Consider the following 16,415-nt stretch of genomic DNA (forward strand, 5'->3'; position numbering starts at 1 on the left):
AAATCATCACATGCGTCAGTCTCTGTTCTCAGCCTATGTCCGCGCGACGGTCGGGCATCCTCTTGTCGCCGCGCTGCTGGTGGCGTTGCTCTTCGGCCTGGCGCTGGTGCATGCCCCCGAATTCCGGCTGGATGCCTCCTCGGACTCCTTGGTCCTGGAGAGCGATGACGATCTCGCCTATTACCGCACGGTCACCGATCGCTACGGCTCCGAAGAATTCATCGTCGTCACCTACACACCGGACGGTGATCTGTTCTCCGATGACACGCTGGCGCGCCTGCAAAGCCTCAAACAGGAGCTGCTGGACGTCGACATCATTGCTTCGGTCACCAGCATCCTGGATGTGCCGCTCATCCAAAGCCCGCCGATGGGATTGGCCGAGGTCGCCCAGGGCACGCGCACGCTGCTGGATCCCGGCACCAATCGCGAGATGGCACGCGAGGAGTTCGTCAATAGCCCGCTCTACCGAAACCTGCTCGTCAGCCCGGATGGCTCGACCACGGCCATCCAAGGCACGCTGACGCCGACCCCGGAACTCGCGCAGCTACTCGATGAGCGCAATGAACTACGCCGCCTGGCCGCCAACGAAACCTTGAGTGCGGAACAGGCGGCCCGGCTCGAAGCGGTGTCTGCACGTTATGACACGCTCTCGGCCCAACGGCAGGCCGCGATCACCGACGGCATCGAGACGATCCGCCAGATCATGGACGGCTATCGCGACGACGCCGAACTGTTCCTCGGCGGCGTGCCGATGATCGCTTCGGACATGATCGATTTTGTCCGCTCCGACATCGAGCTGTTCAGTGGCGTGGTCGGCGTGCTGCTGATTCTGTTGCTGGCGCTGGCCTTCCGCCGGCTGCGCTGGGTGGTGTTGCCGGCCACCATCTGCACGGTTGTGGTGCTGTCCATGGTGGGCCTGCTGGGCTTCATGGAATGGCCGGTGACCGTGGTGTCGTCGAACTTCACCGCGCTAACGCTCATCATCACGCTGTCGCTCACCGTTCACCTGGTGGTGCGGCATCTGGAACTGCATGCCGAGCATCCGGACGCGAGCCAGCGCTGGCTGGTGACCGAGACGCTGCGCAGCAAGCTGGCTCCGTCGATCTTCACGACGCTCACGACCATTGTGTCGTTCGCCTCGCTGATCATTGCCGATATCCGGCCGGTCATCGATTTTGGTTTGATGATGGTCTGCGGTGTCGCGCTGGCGTTCCTGTTCACCTTCCTGCTGTACCCGGCGGCGCTCACGCCGCTCAAGCCCGGCACGCCCTCAATCGGCCAAACCGATGTCACCGCGCGTATCACCCAGGGTTTTGCCGGCACCATCGAGCGATTCGGCGGCGTGACGTTGGCGATCTACGCCACCGTGCTCATCGCGGCCGTCATCGGCATTACCCGGCTGGGCGTGGAGAACCGCTTCATCGACTACTTCAAGCCGTCGACCGAGATTTACCAGGGCATGGTGAAGATCGATAAGAAGCTGGGTGGCACCACGCCACTGGACATCATCATCAACGCCCCGCAGGACTTCCTCGACGAACAGGCGGCCTTTGCCGAGGAATTCGGCGATGCGCTGGGCAGCGGCGGGCTGTCGGCCGACAGCTACTGGTACAACAGCTACGAGCTGGAAACCGTCCAGGCCATTCATGACTATCTCGACAGCCTGCCCGAGACAGGCAAGGTGCTGTCGCTGGCCACGACCATGGACATGATGACCCAGCTCAATGACGGCGAGCCGTTGTCGAATTTCATCCTGTCGATCATGTACAACCGGCTGCCAGCCGACATCAAGTCGATTCTGATCGACCCGTACATGTCGGATGACGGCAACCAGATCCGCTTCTCGATCCGGGTGATCGATTCGGATTCCAACTTGCGCCGCGACGCCCTGCTGAAGAAGATCCGCAGCGACCTGATCGAACAGTTCGACCTGCAACCGGAGCAGCTGCGCCTGTCGGGTCTGCTGGTGCTCTACAACAATGTGTTGCAGAGCCTGTTCGACTCACAGATCAAGACCATGGGCACGGTGTTCGTCGTCATTGCGCTCATGCTGGCGGTGCTGTTCCGCTCGATCCCGCTGGCGCTGATCGGCGTGGTGCCGACCCTGTTCGCGGCTGCCAGCATCCTCGGCCTGATGGGCTGGCTGGGCATTCCGCTGGACATCATGACCATTACCATCGCCGCCATCACCATCGGCATTGGCGTGGATAACACCATCCACTACACCCACCGCTTCGTCGAGGAAGTGACCGGCGACGGACCGGCCCGCGGCGACTACTGGGCCGCCATGCGCAACACCCATGGATCGGTGGGCCGGGCGATCTACTACACCTCGATCACGGTCACCGTCGGCTTCTCCATCCTGGCGCTGTCGAACTTCGTGCCGATCATGTACTTCGGCCTGTTCACCGGCCTGGCGATGCTGCTGGCGCTCATCGCCAACCTGACCTTGCTGCCGTTGCTGTTCGCCGTGATCAAGCCGATCCGGAGGCCGGCCGCCAGCTAGTCTGGCGTGCGGGTGACGATGAGCCGTGCGTCGGCCAAGGCCGCCGTGCGATGCACGGCGCCAGCCTGGTAGTCGGCGTTACCCACCATGTCCAGAAAGGCCGACAGGCTGGGGTAACGCACCAGCAGCATTTCGTCCCAGTCCTCATCTTCGGGCCCGATGAACCGCCCTAGCACGTCAGCCATGACCACCGGCTCGCCGCCCACGGCTTTGACATGGCGGATCGCGATCTCCGAATACCTTGCATAGGCGGCCCGGCCCGAGCAGGCGGGCTGGCCTGAATCCTCGGGGTAAGCCGCCTGCTCGCGAAAGCGCAGCAGGTTGAGCATGGTCACCGGGGTATCCAGCGGGATGTCGCTGGCGATGCGTTTGAGGTCGGCGGGTGTCGGGTCGATCGTGCGTTGGGTCATGGTGGCGGCAGCGGCTCCGGATCAGCAATCAAGTCGCCGCTATCCTCACATGCGCTCGCCCAACACGACAACGCCACCCGAAGGTGGCGTGTGCGCGATGTGATTCCAGACCAGCCACTAGTGCTCGTCGTCACCATGAGCAATCGGCTTGTCCGTGAACAGGTAGTCCTTCAACTCCTTGTCCATCCGGGGGTCGCGTCGCCGGATCCACTCCAGCGTCATGGCCGCGTGTTCCTTCTCCTCATCGCGGTTGTGTTCGAGAATCGCCTTGAGCTCGGGATCCTTGCAGGCGGCGACGCGCTGGTTGTACCAGTCCACGGCTTCCAGCTCTTCCATGAGCGATTCGATCGCACGGTGCATGTCACGCACCTCATCGCTGAGTTCCTCGACAGGTTCGTGGTAGCCCTCGTGGGACATGCCTCATTCCTCGGTTGTGGATGACGTGATATGGCCAGCGTACCGCAGCACGCCGGCCTGACAGCAAACGCGTTCAGTCCGCAAGCGCCAGTTCCAGGCCTTCGCGATAAAGGCCACGCGCCCGTTCGGGCTCCTTGGTTTCCTCAGCCAGTCGCGCCAACGCGAACAGCGTGTCGGGCGCCTTGCGCTGTGTGAGGCTGGCCTCCAGATAGCTACGCGCCCGTCCCCAGAGCCGACCGCGCAGACACAGCCGGCCGGCAACGAGCAGCAGTTCCGGCCGCTCCTCATATTGCCGCAGCCACTGCTCAACAGTCGCCAGCTGGCTGACATCATCGCTGGCACGCAACTCACCGAACAGCAGCACCAGCTCGCCATCCCAATCGGACTTCAGGGCCTGGGTGATCAAGGCAATGGCTTCGCTGTCTGCGCCGCTACGTGCCAGCTGCTGGATATAGCTGCGACGGATGGCAGCATCGGAGCGAAAACGCTTCGGAATGGTTTCCCAGGCGCCGTGGACGCTATCGAGCCGGCGATGTTCTCCGGCGGCAACCAACAACGCCTGCAAGCAGCGCTGCATCAGCGCCTGCCAGCGGTCTTCGGGAATGACCTTGTCGCGTTCGATCTGCTCCAGCAGGCTGCGCAACGGCTCCCAATCGCCGGCCTGCTCATAAACCGTGACCAGCCGCCGGAGCACACCCGCGTGGTGTGGGTGTAGATCACGCAAGCGGACCAGCGTGGCCAGGGCTTCGGCATGTCGGCCGCGCCGCGTCTGCAAATCGGCCTGCTTGAGCAGCACCGACAGCTCTGCATCGGGGCGTGTGGCAAACGCCAGCTCCAGATAGCGATCACGCCGGTCTGTCGCGCCGATGGCGTCTGCAGCCTCTGCCGCAGCCAGGTAATTCAGCAGCGCGTAGTCGTGGTGTGCCGCATGGCGCACCAGATCGACCTCGGCATCTTTTGGCCGGCCCTGCGAAAGGCGCAGCAAACCACGCAGAAACGAACTGCGTGCGCGTTCGATGCGTCGCTGGCGCAGGCTGCGCCGGATGGTCGAAGGCGCCCGCAAGCTCCCGCGCAGGGCCCGCAGGCTGAGCAGCAGCAGTAGCCCACCGAACACGGCCACCACGACCAGCGTGACGACCGAAGTCTCGATGATGTAATCACCGATATTGATCAGGACGTAGCCGCTATCGTCCAGCAGGTACACGCCGGCACCTGCTGCGGCAGCAAACACGAGAACGAGCAGCAGGATCTTCATCATGGTGCCCGCCGCCGCTCCATCACCGTACGCACGGCCTCCAGGCTGGCCGAAATATCCGGCAGGTTGCTACGAACCCGTTCGCCGGCCAGGGCATCCAGCTGCTCGATGGCTGCCGTCACGGCCCGATCATCCGTATCGAAATAGCGCTCGATCCACGCGCGCGCCTCGTTCACGGCATCCCGGTAGTTGGCGCCGTCCAACTGCAGCACGGCCAACCGTGCCGTCTCCAGTTGAAGAATGAGGTTCTGCCGCAGGAAATAGGCCTGCTCGGGCGGCAACAACGGATGCACCGCTTCTTCAGTCCGATGGATGACGAACATCTTGTTCGCAATCTCGACCAGCTTGTTCCAGGCCCGTCGCCCGGCATCGGCCACAGGGCCTTCGACCGGCGGGCGTGTCTCGCCCGGCTGGAAGGCATCGGGCACATTGCGCTCGATCGGCAGCCCCGGAACCTGACGAATCAAGCTGCTGACCCGCAGGGCGATCGACTGGCGATCGACACGCGGAGCATTGCGCACGGCCGCGATCTCGCTGGCGATGAGATTGCGCGCATCAAACAGTGCAGGATCGTTCATGGCCGCAGCCCGCTCTTCGGCCAGCACCAACGCCGCTTGGGCCGAATCCAGGTCTCGGGAGAGTTGCAGCCGCTCATTGGCAATCAGCAGCAGATGTTCGAGTTCATTGAGCTGCCACAGTCGACGCCCGCCTTCGACACGCGTGGTCAGGCTGGCCACGGCCGATTCCAGCGTCTCGGCCCGCTGGTCCAGGGTGTCGAGATTGCGATCACGTTGTCGCATTCCCTGCTTGAGTTCGCCTTGCGACGCTTCCAGGCTGGCGAGCCGCTCACCGTGGCGTTCGAGATCACGGGTCTGATCCGACACGCGCTCGCGCATGGTGTCGACGCGTGCACCGGAGCGTTCGAGGTACGGCAGGCCGAACTGCCAGGTCAGCGCCGCAGCAAATGCCAGGACAATGAGATTGAGCAGCGTAACCACCAGCGCAACCCAGGCGATCGGGCGCCCGGTCTTGACGGGCTGCGTGGGCGGCGCCTGTTCGCCGGGCGTGTAAGGCATTAATTCGGAGCCCTGACTCGGGGTCGGGCTCTCAGCGTCAGCGGCGCTCTCTGTCATCGTCTCTCGCGCTTGGTGGGGACGGCCGCACCCAGTTGGCCTTGAGTGCGCTTAGCACGGCCGCCTCGCCAAATGGTGTGGCTAACCAGGCAGGCGCCTCGGACCCCAGGGTGCGACTGTGTTGTATCACACGCTCGCTCGGCGCGACCACCGGGCAATGCAGAAGCCCCCTGCCGTCATCGGGTGCATGCTCGATGATCGCGCGATAGGTCTCGGCACTGGATGCCAGCACGACATTGGGCCAGTCGCCCAGTGCGGCCAGCGCGTCGGTCAGGTCGGGATGTGGTCGCCGCGCATAGACTTCGGCCAGACGCAGTCGACCCCGCTGCGCCAACGCCTGTCGCAGCAGGGGGCGCCCGCCGACGCCGGTCACCAGCAACACATCGCGCCAATCATGCGCGTCTAGCTCGGCGAGTATTCCGTCGGCATCTTGCCGCGGGGGCACCCGCACGGCGTCGACGCCGGCCCGATGCAATGCGGCTGCGGTGGCGTCGCCGACCGCCATCACACGGGGGGGCAAATCGGCCGGCGTCGCCAGTCGCTGCCAGTGCTCGACGGCGGGCTGGCTGGTGAACACGGCCGCCTGTGCCGCACCGGCCTGCGCAAGCGATCGGATCGGTGCCAGGGTCGCATCAAACCGCAAGGCCGCGATGCAACGTGCCTGGCCACCTAATGCCGTCACCGCCTGCTGTAGCGATGCTCCCCGCGCCTGCGCGCGGGGAATCAGCAAGCGCAGGCCTGCCAGGGGCTGCGGGTTGTTCATGACTCTGCGCGCAATCGCTCCAGAATCGCCGTGGCACCGTCGGCTCGCAGCCCCTGGGCGGCAGCCTCCCCCAGCGCCTCGGGGGCCGAGGCAGACCCCTGCCCTTGCCAGCGGGCATGGGCACTGCCATCAGGCATGCCCATGAAAGCCCGCATCGACAGTTGATCACCGTCCAGCTGCGCGTAGCCGGCCAGCGGTAACGTGCAATCGCCACCCAAGGCCTGGCTCAGGGCCCGTTCAGCACGGACGCAGGTGGCTGTCTCCAAGTGGTTGAGCGGCGCCACCCAGTCGGCCGTTTGATGGTCGCCGGCCCGATATTCGATCCCGACCGCGCCCTGGCCCACGGCCGGCAGCATGTCGGCCGGGTCCAGTCGCTGGGTAATACGCGCCGACAACCCCAACCGGTCCAACCCGGCGGCCGCCAACACCAGCGCCTCGAATCGGCCTTCGTCCAGTCGCTGCAGGCGCGTGCCGACATTGCCACGCACGGGATGGATGGACAGGTCGGGGCGTCGTGCAGCCAACTGGGCCTGGCGTCGCTGACTGGCCGTGCCGACTCGCGCCCCCTGCGGCAAGGCATCCAGAGTGACGGCCTGGGGCATAACCAGGGCATCGCGCACATCGGCGCGCTGCAGTATCGGTCCCAGCGCAAACCCCTCGGGCAGGGTCACCGGCACATCTTTCATGGAGTGAACGGCAAGATCGGCGCGTCCATCCAGCAGTGCCTGCTCCAGCTCCTTGATGAACAGCCCTTTGCCACCGAATGCCGCCAGCGGCGCATCCAACCGTCGATCACCTTCGGTGGTCAACTTGAGCAGTTCCACCTGCATTTGCGGGTGCTGCGCCAGTAGGCGATCGCGAACGTGTTCGGCCTGCCAGAGGGCCAGTGGACTCTGCCGGGTGGCAATGACGAGCTTCATGATGGGGTGTCGCCGGTACGCAAGGGGACGCGGAGGATACCGCGCCGGCGCTCAGGCTTCGTCCAGCTGATCCAGATTATTCTGCTCGTCTTCGCCGGACAGCACCCGACGCACTTCCGCGAGGCGACGCCGGCTCACGGGCAGGGGTTCTTCGCAATGCTGCAATCGAACCCAGTGGTGACCTTCCCGGGACCGTTCCAACCCGGTGATGTAGTGCTTGGCGACCAGGGCCTTACGATGAATGCGCACGAACAAGGGAGCGAAGTCATCCTCCAGCTTGCGCAATGATTCCTCGATGAGCACCTCGCCATGCAGGTGATAGACCGTGACGTACTTCTGGTCGGCCAGAAAATAGAGAATGTCCCGCGATGGCACGCGAACCAGTCCTGCCCGCGTGGATGCCACCACATGCGCCCGTGCCGGCTCGGCATGCTGCGACCACGCCGTTTCCAGCTGCGCTCGACTGGGCCGGCGTGCGCGCTGCAAGGCCTCGCGCAGTTTCTCCGCACGAATCGGCTTAAGCAGATACGCCACGGCGCTGGACTCGAACGCCGACAGGGCATGCTCGGCAAATGCGGTGGTGAAAATAATGGCCGGCGGGGTCGCCTCTTCGGCCAGCTTGCGCGCAACCTGCAGGCCATCGACCTCGCCCATGCGCACGTCGAGCAGCACCACATCGGGCTCGGTTTGCCGAATGACTTCGAGCGCTTTCCGGCCGTTCTCGGCCTCTCCGACAATCTCCCAACCCGGGAAATCCGACACGAGTTGCCGAACCCGTTCCCGGGCAAGCGTTTCGTCGTCGACGATCACCAGCCTCATGCAACCCCCTGCCGCACGTCGCTCACGACCGGAAGTCGCATGTCGATGCGGAATTGGTGTTCCTGTCGCTCGCTTTTGAGACTCGCACGACCCTCATAGGCGATACGCAACCGCTCGGTCAGATTGGTCAGCGCCAAGCGCGACCCCTGACTGGGCACCGGCACATCCGGCACCGGATTCGTCACGGTCAAGATCAGATACTCCACTCCCGAGCCACTGGATTGCAACTCTGTCGAGATTCGGATGGTTCCCTCGTCGTCCCGATGCATGATTCCATGGTGCACTGCGTTCTCGACCAGCGGCTGTAGCGACAGCACCGGCACGGGGACACTGAGCGTGGTTTCCGGAATGTTCCACTCGATTTTCAAGCGCTCACCCACGCGCACCTGTTCGATGTTGAGATAGCAGCGCGCTGTCTCGATTTCCTCGCTTAGCGGCACCAGACGATGGCGCTTCTCCAAGCTCACGCGAAACAAGTCGGACAGGTCATCGACCAGCGACTCGGCCTGACGGGGGTCTTTTCGGATGAGCGCCGACAAGGTGTTCAAGGTGTTGAACAAGAAATGCGGCCGGATGCGCGCCTGCAACGCCAGATAACGCGACTCGGCCTGAGCCTGAACTTCCAGTCGCCATTGATGCTGCACCCAGAAATAGCGCAGCACAAAGGCCACGACGATGGCCGCAACGCCAAGACTGCCCACGACGAAGCTCCAACGCCCGTCGGTTTCCAGCATCGATGACCAGCCGAGCACGCCGATGAGCATCCACGACAGCTCTGCCAGTAGCGCCGTGACGCCCAGCAGCAGAATGTAACTGGCGAACAGGACGAACCAGGTCGGCATGCGCGACAGCCAGGACCGGGCCTGGCACAGCACAGCGGCGCCACAAAGCCCGTTCCACTGCAAGTAAAGCGACAACAGGGCGAACCGTTCCCAGAAGAAGGCGCCCACGGGCTGGGTCACGAACATGATCAGTACCGCGACGAGCTGGGTGATCAGCGCAACCGACAGCAACACCGGGCCGGAGCAGAAGTCCGGCAGCAGCTCGGGTGCGGTCCTTGTCGCGGGGTGGTTCATGCACGCAGTCTTGGCAGGGCCGGGCGAGCCGGTCAAGCGCGCCCCTCTGCGCGCCTGACGACGCAAGCTATACTGCGCCGCCTTCCCCCTCAGCGAACACACGGCGCACCATGAGTTCAGACAAGCCCTGGGCCGGCCGCTTCACGCAGGCCACTGACCCCCGGGTCGAGGCGTTTACCGAATCGGTTAGTTTCGATGCCCGCCTGGCTCCCTATGACATCCAGGGATCAATTGCGCACGCCACCATGCTGGGCCGCTGCGAAATACTGACCCGCGACGAGGTCGACGCCATCGTCAGCGGCTTGCAGGCCATTGATCAACAAATCGCCGCTGGCGAGTTCGAGTGGGATACGGCGCTGGAAGACGTCCACATGAACATCGAGCGTCGCCTGACCGAACAGGTGGGCGATGTGGGCAAGAAACTGCACACCGCGCGCTCGCGCAACGATCAGGTCGCAACCGACTTGCGATTGTTCATGCGCGACACCATCGACCAGACCGGCGCTGCGCTGGATCAACTGGCCGATACGCTGCTCGAACTCGCCGAGCGTGAAGCCGACACGATTTTTCCGGGCCACACGCATATGCAGGTTGCCCAGCCCGTGAGCTTCGGCCACCACATGCTGGCCTGGCGGGAAATGATCCTGCGCGACGCCGATCGCTTTGCCGATTGCCGGCGCCGCACCAACCGCATGCCGCTGGGCGCCGCCGCACTGGCCGGCACTCCGCATCCGATCGACCGCAGCATCACCTGCGAACTGCTGGGATTCGACCAGGTCTGCGAGAACTCGCTGGATGCCGTCTCCGACCGTGATTTCGCGATTGAATACAGTGCGGCCGCCAGCCTGCTGATGGTGCACCTGTCGCGGATGTGCGAAGAGTTGGTGCTGTGGACCAGTGCCGCATTCGGCCTGGTGGAATTACCGGACGCGTTCTGCACCGGCTCATCGATCATGCCGCAGAAAAAGAACCCGGACATTGCCGAGCTGGTCCGCGGCAAGAGCGGCCGTGTGATTGGCAGTCTTCAGGCATTACTGGTGCTGATGAAGGGCCAGCCCCTGGCCTATAACCGCGACAACCAGGAAGACAAGGAGCCGCTGTTCGACACGGTCGACACCGTGCTGGCCTGCCTGCGCGTCTTCACCCCCATGGTGGGGGCACTGGAGGTCCGCGCTGATCGCGCCTTGGCCGCGGCCGGACAAGGCTTCGCCACGGCCACTGATCTGGCGGACTATTTGGTGATGCATGGCGTGCCGTTCCGCGACGCCCATGCGGTCGTTGGCCGCTGCGTGCGCCGGGCAACCGATGCCGGTTGCGACCTGGCCGAGCTGCCACTGGAAGACTTGCAGGCCGAATCCGCGGCGATCAAACCGGATGTCTACGCCGTGCTCACCGTCGAGGGTTCAGTGGCGGCCCGAGACCACATCGGCGGGACCGCGCCAAACCAGGTCCGCGCGGCCATCAACCGGGCACGCAACGCCAGCTAGTCCTCGCCTGCCGCCGGGCGGATCAGTCGGTAAAGCGCCGAGATGTCCTCGTCACCATGACCCTGCGCCATCAACCGAGCGTAGTCGGCGCGGGTCTGTTCGGTGAGCGGCAGTGAGGCCCCGCTGGCTTGGGCCATCGCCGAACAAATCGCGAGGTCCTTGGCGTGCAATGCCACCTTGAAACCCAACGGGTAGTGCTGCTGCAACATCGTCTTGCCGCGGTGGTTGATAAACCAATTGCCACCCGCGCCGCTGCCGACGACATCGACGACCGTGGCCATCGGCAAGTCCAGCGACTCGCCAAAGGCCAGCGCCTCGGTCACAGCCCGGTTAATACCCGCACATAACACCTGGTTGACGGCCTTGGTTGCCTGACCGGCACCAACAGGGCCCATGTGATGAATGGCCGCCCCCATCAATGCAAGCGTGGGTCGCGCGCGCTGCAGATCGGATTCGCTGCCACCTGCCATGATCGTCAGGCTGCCTTGACGGGCTCCCTCGGTGCCGCCGGACACCGGTGCATCGACGAAGCCGATGCCCGCTGCAGCCAGTCGTTGGCCCACCGCGCAGGCGGTTTCCCGTGCCACGGTGGAGCAATCGATCACTAGGCTGCCCGGCTGCAGACCGGCGGCCAGCTGCTCGCAGACCATTCGCACATCATCATCTGCCGAGACGCAGACCACGACGATGTCGCAGATTGCCGCCAGCGCATCGACCCGGTTCACGGCTTCCACCGCATGCTCGGCCGCAAACGCTTCGGCGCGGGCAGCACTGCGGTTGTAAACAGCTCGCAACCGGCCCGCGCGGGCAATGTGCGTGGCCATCGGTGCGCCCATGGCGCCAAGCCCGATAAACCCGGTTCGCGGTGATGGGTCTGTCATGTGGATCGCTCCTCGTTGACTGCGGGCCGACGCTGGTCCTGCGGGTCGAGATAGGTATATCCCTGCATGGCATGACGGTAGTCCGCCAGCATCCGCGCCTGTACGTCGGCCGCCTGGCCAGACAGGGCCAGACGCTCGGCATATGTCGCCAGCAACTCATCCGGCGCATGGTGTACCAGCTGCAGTAACTCGTCGGTCCGATCGCCCGGTTCCGGCGCGCTAAACCGCCAGTGACCATCCGCCGCCACTTCGATATTGACGGTGTCGGTGTCGCCGAACAGATTATGCAAATCGCCAAGAATTTCCTGATAAGCACCGACCATCGCAATCGCTAGGCAATAGGTCTCGCCGTCGCGCAGACGGTGAGCCGGCAATGTCTCGGTCAGGCCGCTGGCCTCGACGTAATGATCAATCCGGCCATCGGAGTCACAGGTCAGATCGCAAAGCGTGACGCGCTCCTCTGGCGCCTCATCCAAACGTGCGATGGGGACAATCGGAAAGACCTGATCGATCCCCCAGACATCCGGCAGGCTTTGGAACACCGATAGGTTGAGGAAGTACTTGGTCGCCAGGCGCACGCGCAGGTCGTTGAGGGCGTCGCGATGCGCCGGCAGCTCGGGGCTGAGGCTGCCCAGCAAGTGGTGGTTGATCGCCGAAGCCAATCGCTCGGCCTGTGCCCGCTGCGCCAGCGTCAGCTGCCCATGGTTGAATGCAGCATGGGCCTCTGCGAGGCAGTAACTGACATCGTGGTACGCCTCCAGCGGCGGGATGCTCGCCAGATCGTCATGCACCCGCCACAGCTCGGCCAGTGGTAACGGAGCATCCGCTGCCTGCTCGCCGGGGGCCGGCAGTACCCCCGAGTCAGAATCCACGACCGATGTCACCAACACCGCATGGTGGGCGGTCAGCGCGCGCCCGGACTCGCTGATGATGTGCGGAGCGGGCACCTCGGCCGCCGCGCAATGCTCGGCCAGGGCGCGCACGATATTGTGAGCGTACTCATCAACCGAGTAGTTCATGGAGCAGAAGCTGCGTGAGCGTGTCCCTTCGTAATCCACCCCGAGTCCGCCGCCCACATCGACGCAATCGATCGGCGCGCCCAGCTGGCGTAGCTCCACATAAAGACGCGCGGCCTCGCGCATGCCGTGTTGGATGTCACGCACATTGGCAATTTGCGATCCGAGATGCAGATGCATCAGGTGCAGGCAATCCAGCATGCCGGCCTGACGCAATCGCTCGACCGCGTCCAGCAACTGGCCGGCTGGCAACCCGAACTTGGACTTCTCTCCGCCTGTGTTCTGCCAGTTGCCGGCGCCCAGCGTGGCCAGGCGGACGCGCAGACCAATTCGCGGTCGCAACCCCAATGCCCGTGACTCGGCCATGATGATGTTCAGCTCGGAGAGCTTCTCCACCACCAGGGTCACGTTCACACCCAGGCACTGTCCCTGTAATGCCAGACGCACGTACTCCGGATCCTTGTACCCGTTGCAAATTACCGTGCCGCCCGGCCGGACCAGGCCCAGCACGGCCAGCAACTCGGGTTTGCTGCCGGCCTCCAGCCCCACGCGATCACCACCACAGGCAACGATCTCGCGCACGACGCTGTACTGCTGATTGACCTTGATTGGATACACCGCGGTGTAACCGGCGCTGTAGTCCAGGTCGGCACAGGCCGTATCGAAGGCCTGACATAACCGGGTGACCCGGTCCCGCAGCACGTCTGAAAAGCGCAACAACACGGGTAACCGCAGGCCGGCATCACCCAGCTCCCCGACGATCTCGGTCAGCGACACACGGCGATCGGCGGCCCCACCTACGCGCAGTTCGCCGGCCGGGGAAATATCGAAGTAGCCGTCGCCCCAGGTCTCGAGGTTATAGAGTCGACGACTGTCGTCGACGGTCCAGTTTGAGTGCGGCATGCAGCCCGATCCAGAGTCTGAGAAAAACAAGGGGCGCTACAATGCGCGCCCGGCCAATAAGCGACCCGCGATGTTAAACGCAGACCAGTGGTTTACCGAAGTTGATGATGCCAACGCCAGCGCCTTTGGACTCAAGGGGCGACGGGTCCATGCAGAACAGACCCCGTTTCAACACATCGAGATCTACGAAACGGAGCGCTGGGGCAACCTGATGGTGATTGACGGCTGCACCATGGTCAGCACGCGTGACAACTTCTTCTATCACGAGATGATGTCGCACCCGGTGCTGGCCACGCACCCGGCACCCAAGCGAGTGCTCATCATTGGCGGCGGCGACTGCGGAACCCTGCGCGAGGTTTTGCGCCACCCGACAGTGGAATCGGCGACGCAAATCGACATCGACGAACGGGTCACCCGTCTGTCCGAACAGTATTTTCCCGAACTGTGTAGCGCCAATGACGATCCGCGCGCAACCATCGCCTTTGATGATGGCATCGCGTATATCCGCGATGCGGCACCGGGTAGCCTCGATGTGATCATCGTCGACTCCACCGACCCGGTCGGACCGGCGGAAGGCCTGTTTAACGTCGCGTTTTATCAGAATTGTCGGCGGGCATTGGCCGACGATGGCCTGTTCATCCAGCAGTCGGAATCACCGCTGCTCCATGGCCCGATTTTCAAGGCAATGGCCGACGCCATGCGCGACGCCGGTTTTGCCTCGACCACACCGCTGTTCTTCCCCCAACCGATCTATCCCAGCGGCTGGTGGAGTGCGACCATCGCCGCGGGCCACCCGGTCTTGCCGGCGCCCCGACCAGAGGCCTGCAAACCGTTTGCGGAGACCTTGCAGTACTACTCGGCGGAGACCCATCAGGCCGCGTTGGCCGTGCCGCCGCTGGTCAAACGCCTGCTCAGTTCTGGCTGATCAGGCCGGCGGCGGGCTTGCCCTGGGCCGCCGCAGCTTGCTGCGCTTGCCAGAGTCGCTCTGCGGCGCCGGCTCGGCAAACACGCCGCTGGGTATGACGCAGCTCGTCCAATCGGGCTTGTTGCTTCTCGGGGGTTAGACGATAGGTCACCCCGGTCGCGGTCTGTTCGAAAACTTCCGCTGCGCGGGTGTACAGGGCCACGCGATCCCGCGCCAACTCACACTCGACAGCCACCTGCTGACGGAATGCTCGCGGCACCGGGTCGACCGGCCGCGGCTTCACTTCGCGGGACTTGAGCAAGGCCGCATTGACCCGCTCTGCGCTGGTCACCGGCGTATCGGAGTAATGCACGCGACCGTTCGCGTCCACCCAGCGATACACGCCGACCGCATCGGCGACAACCGGCCAGATCAAAGCCAATGCAAAGACGCAGGCGAATCGAGACATCATTCCGCCTCCTCACAGGCATCGGCGACCTTGGCGCGCGCACGGGTGATGTGCTGCTCGCGTTCCTCCGGCGTCAGCTCTCGTTCCTCACCCGTGGCACTGCGTTCCACCAGACTGGCCGCCGATTCAAACTGCTGCAGCTGATCGCGGGCCGACTGACAACGCTCGGCGGCGGCCACATCAGCCGCTTCGGCTTCGGCCGCGCGCCTGCGATCCGCGGTTGCCCCCACACTGCCGGGGGCGAAGTTGTGGCGTGATGCATTCTGCCCGCGGGGCTTGTCGCTGTAATGCACCTGGCCCTGCTCATCCACCCAGCGATACACCGCCGCCTGGGCAACACCCAGCCCCAGGATCAGCCCGAACAGGATGAGCAATAGACGGTTAACCATGGGTCATTGCCTGCAGAGCAAACCGCAAGCTCAGGCCTAGACGGCTTCGGCCCCCTGCTCGCCGGTGCGGATGCGAAGCACCTGTTCCACCGGCTGCACGAAAATCTTGCCATCACCAATCTGGCCTGTCTTGGCGGCGGCCATGATGGCTTCGACGGCCGTATCGACCATGCCGTCATCCACGGCGATCTCGATCTTAACCTTGGGCAGAAAGTCGACGACATACTCGGCGCCACGATACAACTCGGTGTGCCCCTTCTGCCGGCCGAAGCCCTTGACCTCCGTGACCGTCATCCCCTGAACCCCGACTTCGGACAGGGCCTGTCGGACATCATCAAGGCGGAAGGGTTTGATAATCGCGGTGATCATCTTCATGGATAGCGACTCCTTGTCTCGAGACTTCGGCGGGCCTGGAATCAGGCTTCGGATTCAGTGTAGCACCGCGCCCCAGGGAAGCACTGACCTATTCGCGCCACCAAGACGGAGCCGGTTTTCCCGCGAGCCCAGGCGAAGTGAGTGCCGCTTGGTCATTCCAAGTCAGCGAACGACAACGCAGGATCGCGGGAAAACCGGCCCGTTCCATCTGGATTGCGCCTGCAAACAGGCCAGACTGCGTTAGTCGGCGCATCCATGCGCCTCCCCCGATGGGCCCGCCTTCGGCGGTTTCAATTCGCTCCCGGCGAATCGGTGCTCGTCGTTCATTTGGAATGACCAAACTTCGCTCCTCGCGCCTTGCCTGGCCTGTTTGCAGGCAGCAACTCGGCGGTGCGAATAGATCAGTGTTTCCCTAGCAACTGCGGAGCCCATAAAAAACGCCCCGCCGGGACTCCCCGACGAGGCGCCATTCAAAGTCAGGACGGGCAGCCGGATGACGGCCCGCCTGGCTCCATTTTGCCTAGACGCGTCGCCGGCGGGCCAGACCGAAGCCCAGCAGCGGCAGCAGCAACAAACCGCCCAGGGCACCTGAGCCGCCACCCGTGGAAGCCGCCGGCTGGCTGGGCGTACCGGGGTTGCTGCCCGTCCCGCCCACGCTCACCGTCGCCTTGGCCGTCGCGGTGGATTCGTCA

General features: G+C 64.0%; 16 protein-coding genes. 3 read left to right on the top strand and 13 right to left on the bottom strand.

Annotation, left to right across the window (positions count from 1 at the left end):
- Window positions 1-10 precede the first annotated feature (10 nt).
- Window positions 11-2,506 carry an efflux RND transporter permease subunit gene (locus DEH80_RS01680; protein WP_109718729.1) on the top strand — a complete coding sequence of 832 codons (2,496 nt, stop codon included), beginning with the start codon at window positions 11-13 and terminating at the stop codon, window positions 2,504-2,506.
- Here the strand turns inward: DEH80_RS01680 and DEH80_RS01685 are convergent.
- From DEH80_RS01685 to DEH80_RS01720, 8 genes are all read right to left on the bottom strand, one after another.
- Window positions 2,503-2,916 carry a DUF1330 domain-containing protein gene (locus tag DEH80_RS01685; RefSeq protein ID WP_109718730.1) on the bottom strand — a complete coding sequence of 138 codons (414 nt, stop codon included), beginning with the start codon at window positions 2,914-2,916 and terminating at the stop codon, window positions 2,503-2,505. The two genes, DEH80_RS01680 and DEH80_RS01685, sit on opposite strands and share 4 nt — an antisense overlap.
- A 117-nt stretch (window positions 2,917-3,033) precedes the next feature.
- Window positions 3,034-3,333, bottom strand: a complete 300-nt coding sequence (locus tag DEH80_RS01690; protein ID WP_109718731.1) for an encapsulin-associated ferritin-like protein — start codon at window positions 3,331-3,333, stop codon at window positions 3,034-3,036.
- Between the two features lie 73 nt (window positions 3,334-3,406).
- Window positions 3,407-4,591, bottom strand: coding sequence for a heme biosynthesis protein HemY (locus DEH80_RS01695; RefSeq protein WP_109718732.1), 1,185 nt, complete (start codon window positions 4,589-4,591; stop codon window positions 3,407-3,409).
- Window positions 4,588-5,721 (bottom strand): uroporphyrinogen-III C-methyltransferase, encoded by a 1,134-nt coding sequence (locus tag DEH80_RS01700; RefSeq protein WP_109718733.1) that lies wholly within the window; start codon window positions 5,719-5,721, stop codon window positions 4,588-4,590. The genes DEH80_RS01695 and DEH80_RS01700 overlap by 4 nt, the downstream gene beginning before the upstream one ends.
- On the bottom strand, window positions 5,702-6,484 hold the full coding sequence (locus DEH80_RS01705) for a uroporphyrinogen-III synthase (RefSeq protein WP_109718734.1): 783 nt from the start codon (window positions 6,482-6,484) through the stop codon (window positions 5,702-5,704). The genes DEH80_RS01700 and DEH80_RS01705 overlap by 20 nt, the downstream gene beginning before the upstream one ends.
- A complete protein-coding gene (hemC, locus tag DEH80_RS01710; RefSeq protein ID WP_109718735.1) occupies window positions 6,481-7,404 on the bottom strand; it encodes a hydroxymethylbilane synthase in 924 nt (307 codons plus the stop codon). The genes DEH80_RS01705 and hemC overlap by 4 nt, the downstream gene beginning before the upstream one ends.
- Before the next feature lie 51 nt (window positions 7,405-7,455).
- Entirely contained in the window at window positions 7,456-8,223 is a 768-nt protein-coding gene (locus DEH80_RS01715) for a LytR/AlgR family response regulator transcription factor (protein ID WP_109718736.1), read from the bottom strand.
- Window positions 8,220-9,299, bottom strand: a complete 1,080-nt coding sequence (locus DEH80_RS01720; protein WP_109718737.1) for a sensor histidine kinase — start codon at window positions 9,297-9,299, stop codon at window positions 8,220-8,222. The genes DEH80_RS01715 and DEH80_RS01720 overlap by 4 nt, the downstream gene beginning before the upstream one ends.
- A 110-nt stretch (window positions 9,300-9,409) precedes the next feature.
- Here DEH80_RS01720 and argH point away from each other — a divergent pair, with 110 nt between their 5' ends.
- A complete protein-coding gene (gene argH, locus DEH80_RS01725; RefSeq protein ID WP_109718738.1) occupies window positions 9,410-10,786 on the top strand; it encodes an argininosuccinate lyase in 1,377 nt (458 codons plus the stop codon).
- Here the strand turns inward: argH and DEH80_RS01730 are convergent.
- The gene (locus DEH80_RS01730) at window positions 10,783-11,667 is read right to left on the bottom strand and encodes an NAD(P)-dependent oxidoreductase (protein ID WP_109718739.1); all 885 of its coding nucleotides are present in this window, start codon (window positions 11,665-11,667) and stop codon (window positions 10,783-10,785) included. The two genes, argH and DEH80_RS01730, sit on opposite strands and share 4 nt — an antisense overlap.
- On the bottom strand, window positions 11,664-13,586 hold the full coding sequence (gene speA / locus DEH80_RS01735; RefSeq protein ID WP_109718740.1) for a biosynthetic arginine decarboxylase: 1,923 nt from the start codon (window positions 13,584-13,586) through the stop codon (window positions 11,664-11,666). Before speA ends, DEH80_RS01730 begins: the two co-directional genes overlap by 4 nt.
- 70 nt (window positions 13,587-13,656) lie before the next feature.
- Here speA and speE point away from each other — a divergent pair, with 70 nt between their 5' ends.
- Window positions 13,657-14,511, top strand: a complete 855-nt coding sequence (gene speE, locus DEH80_RS01740; protein WP_109718763.1) for a polyamine aminopropyltransferase — start codon at window positions 13,657-13,659, stop codon at window positions 14,509-14,511.
- Here speE and DEH80_RS01745 read toward each other — a convergent pair.
- From DEH80_RS01745 to DEH80_RS01755, 3 genes are read right to left on the bottom strand one after another with little or no spacing between them, the layout of a single operon-like run.
- Window positions 14,498-14,962 (bottom strand): DUF4124 domain-containing protein, encoded by a 465-nt coding sequence (locus DEH80_RS01745; protein ID WP_109718741.1) that lies wholly within the window; start codon window positions 14,960-14,962, stop codon window positions 14,498-14,500. The two genes, speE and DEH80_RS01745, sit on opposite strands and share 14 nt — an antisense overlap.
- Window positions 14,959-15,348 (bottom strand): DUF4124 domain-containing protein, encoded by a 390-nt coding sequence (locus DEH80_RS01750; RefSeq protein WP_109718742.1) that lies wholly within the window; start codon window positions 15,346-15,348, stop codon window positions 14,959-14,961. Before DEH80_RS01750 ends, DEH80_RS01745 begins: the two co-directional genes overlap by 4 nt.
- 36 nt (window positions 15,349-15,384) lie before the next feature.
- Window positions 15,385-15,723: a P-II family nitrogen regulator gene (locus tag DEH80_RS01755; RefSeq protein ID WP_109718743.1), complete on the bottom strand. Its 339-nt coding sequence runs from the start codon at window positions 15,721-15,723 to the stop codon at window positions 15,385-15,387.
- Window positions 15,724-16,415 lie beyond the last annotated feature (692 nt).

This window comes from Abyssibacter profundi (genome assembly GCF_003151135.1).
GTDB classification, from domain to species: domain Bacteria; phylum Pseudomonadota; class Gammaproteobacteria; order Nevskiales; family OUC007; genus Abyssibacter; species Abyssibacter profundi.

Excerpts from the sequence above, each read along its gene's own strand:
- DEH80_RS01680 (WP_109718729.1), top strand. The coding sequence starts at position 11 with ATGCGTCAGTCTCTGTTCTCAGCCTATGTCCGCGCGACGGTCGGGCAT.
- DEH80_RS01685 (WP_109718730.1), bottom strand. The coding sequence starts at position 2,916 with ATGACCCAACGCACGATCGACCCGACACCCGCCGACCTCAAACGCATC.
- DEH80_RS01690 (WP_109718731.1), bottom strand. The coding sequence starts at position 3,333 with ATGTCCCACGAGGGCTACCACGAACCTGTCGAGGAACTCAGCGATGAG.
- DEH80_RS01695 (WP_109718732.1), bottom strand. The coding sequence starts at position 4,591 with ATGATGAAGATCCTGCTGCTCGTTCTCGTGTTTGCTGCCGCAGCAGGT.
- DEH80_RS01700 (WP_109718733.1), bottom strand. The coding sequence starts at position 5,721 with ATGACAGAGAGCGCCGCTGACGCTGAGAGCCCGACCCCGAGTCAGGGC.
- DEH80_RS01705 (WP_109718734.1), bottom strand. The coding sequence starts at position 6,484 with ATGAACAACCCGCAGCCCCTGGCAGGCCTGCGCTTGCTGATTCCCCGC.
- hemC (WP_109718735.1), bottom strand. The coding sequence starts at position 7,404 with ATGAAGCTCGTCATTGCCACCCGGCAGAGTCCACTGGCCCTCTGGCAG.
- DEH80_RS01715 (WP_109718736.1), bottom strand. The coding sequence starts at position 8,223 with ATGAGGCTGGTGATCGTCGACGACGAAACGCTTGCCCGGGAACGGGTT.
- DEH80_RS01720 (WP_109718737.1), bottom strand. The coding sequence starts at position 9,299 with ATGAACCACCCCGCGACAAGGACCGCACCCGAGCTGCTGCCGGACTTC.
- argH (WP_109718738.1), top strand. The coding sequence starts at position 9,410 with ATGAGTTCAGACAAGCCCTGGGCCGGCCGCTTCACGCAGGCCACTGAC.
- DEH80_RS01730 (WP_109718739.1), bottom strand. The coding sequence starts at position 11,667 with ATGACAGACCCATCACCGCGAACCGGGTTTATCGGGCTTGGCGCCATG.
- speA (WP_109718740.1), bottom strand. The coding sequence starts at position 13,586 with ATGCCGCACTCAAACTGGACCGTCGACGACAGTCGTCGACTCTATAAC.
- speE (WP_109718763.1), top strand. The coding sequence starts at position 13,657 with ATGTTAAACGCAGACCAGTGGTTTACCGAAGTTGATGATGCCAACGCC.
- DEH80_RS01745 (WP_109718741.1), bottom strand. The coding sequence starts at position 14,962 with ATGATGTCTCGATTCGCCTGCGTCTTTGCATTGGCTTTGATCTGGCCG.
- DEH80_RS01750 (WP_109718742.1), bottom strand. The coding sequence starts at position 15,348 with ATGGTTAACCGTCTATTGCTCATCCTGTTCGGGCTGATCCTGGGGCTG.
- DEH80_RS01755 (WP_109718743.1), bottom strand. The coding sequence starts at position 15,723 with ATGAAGATGATCACCGCGATTATCAAACCCTTCCGCCTTGATGATGTC.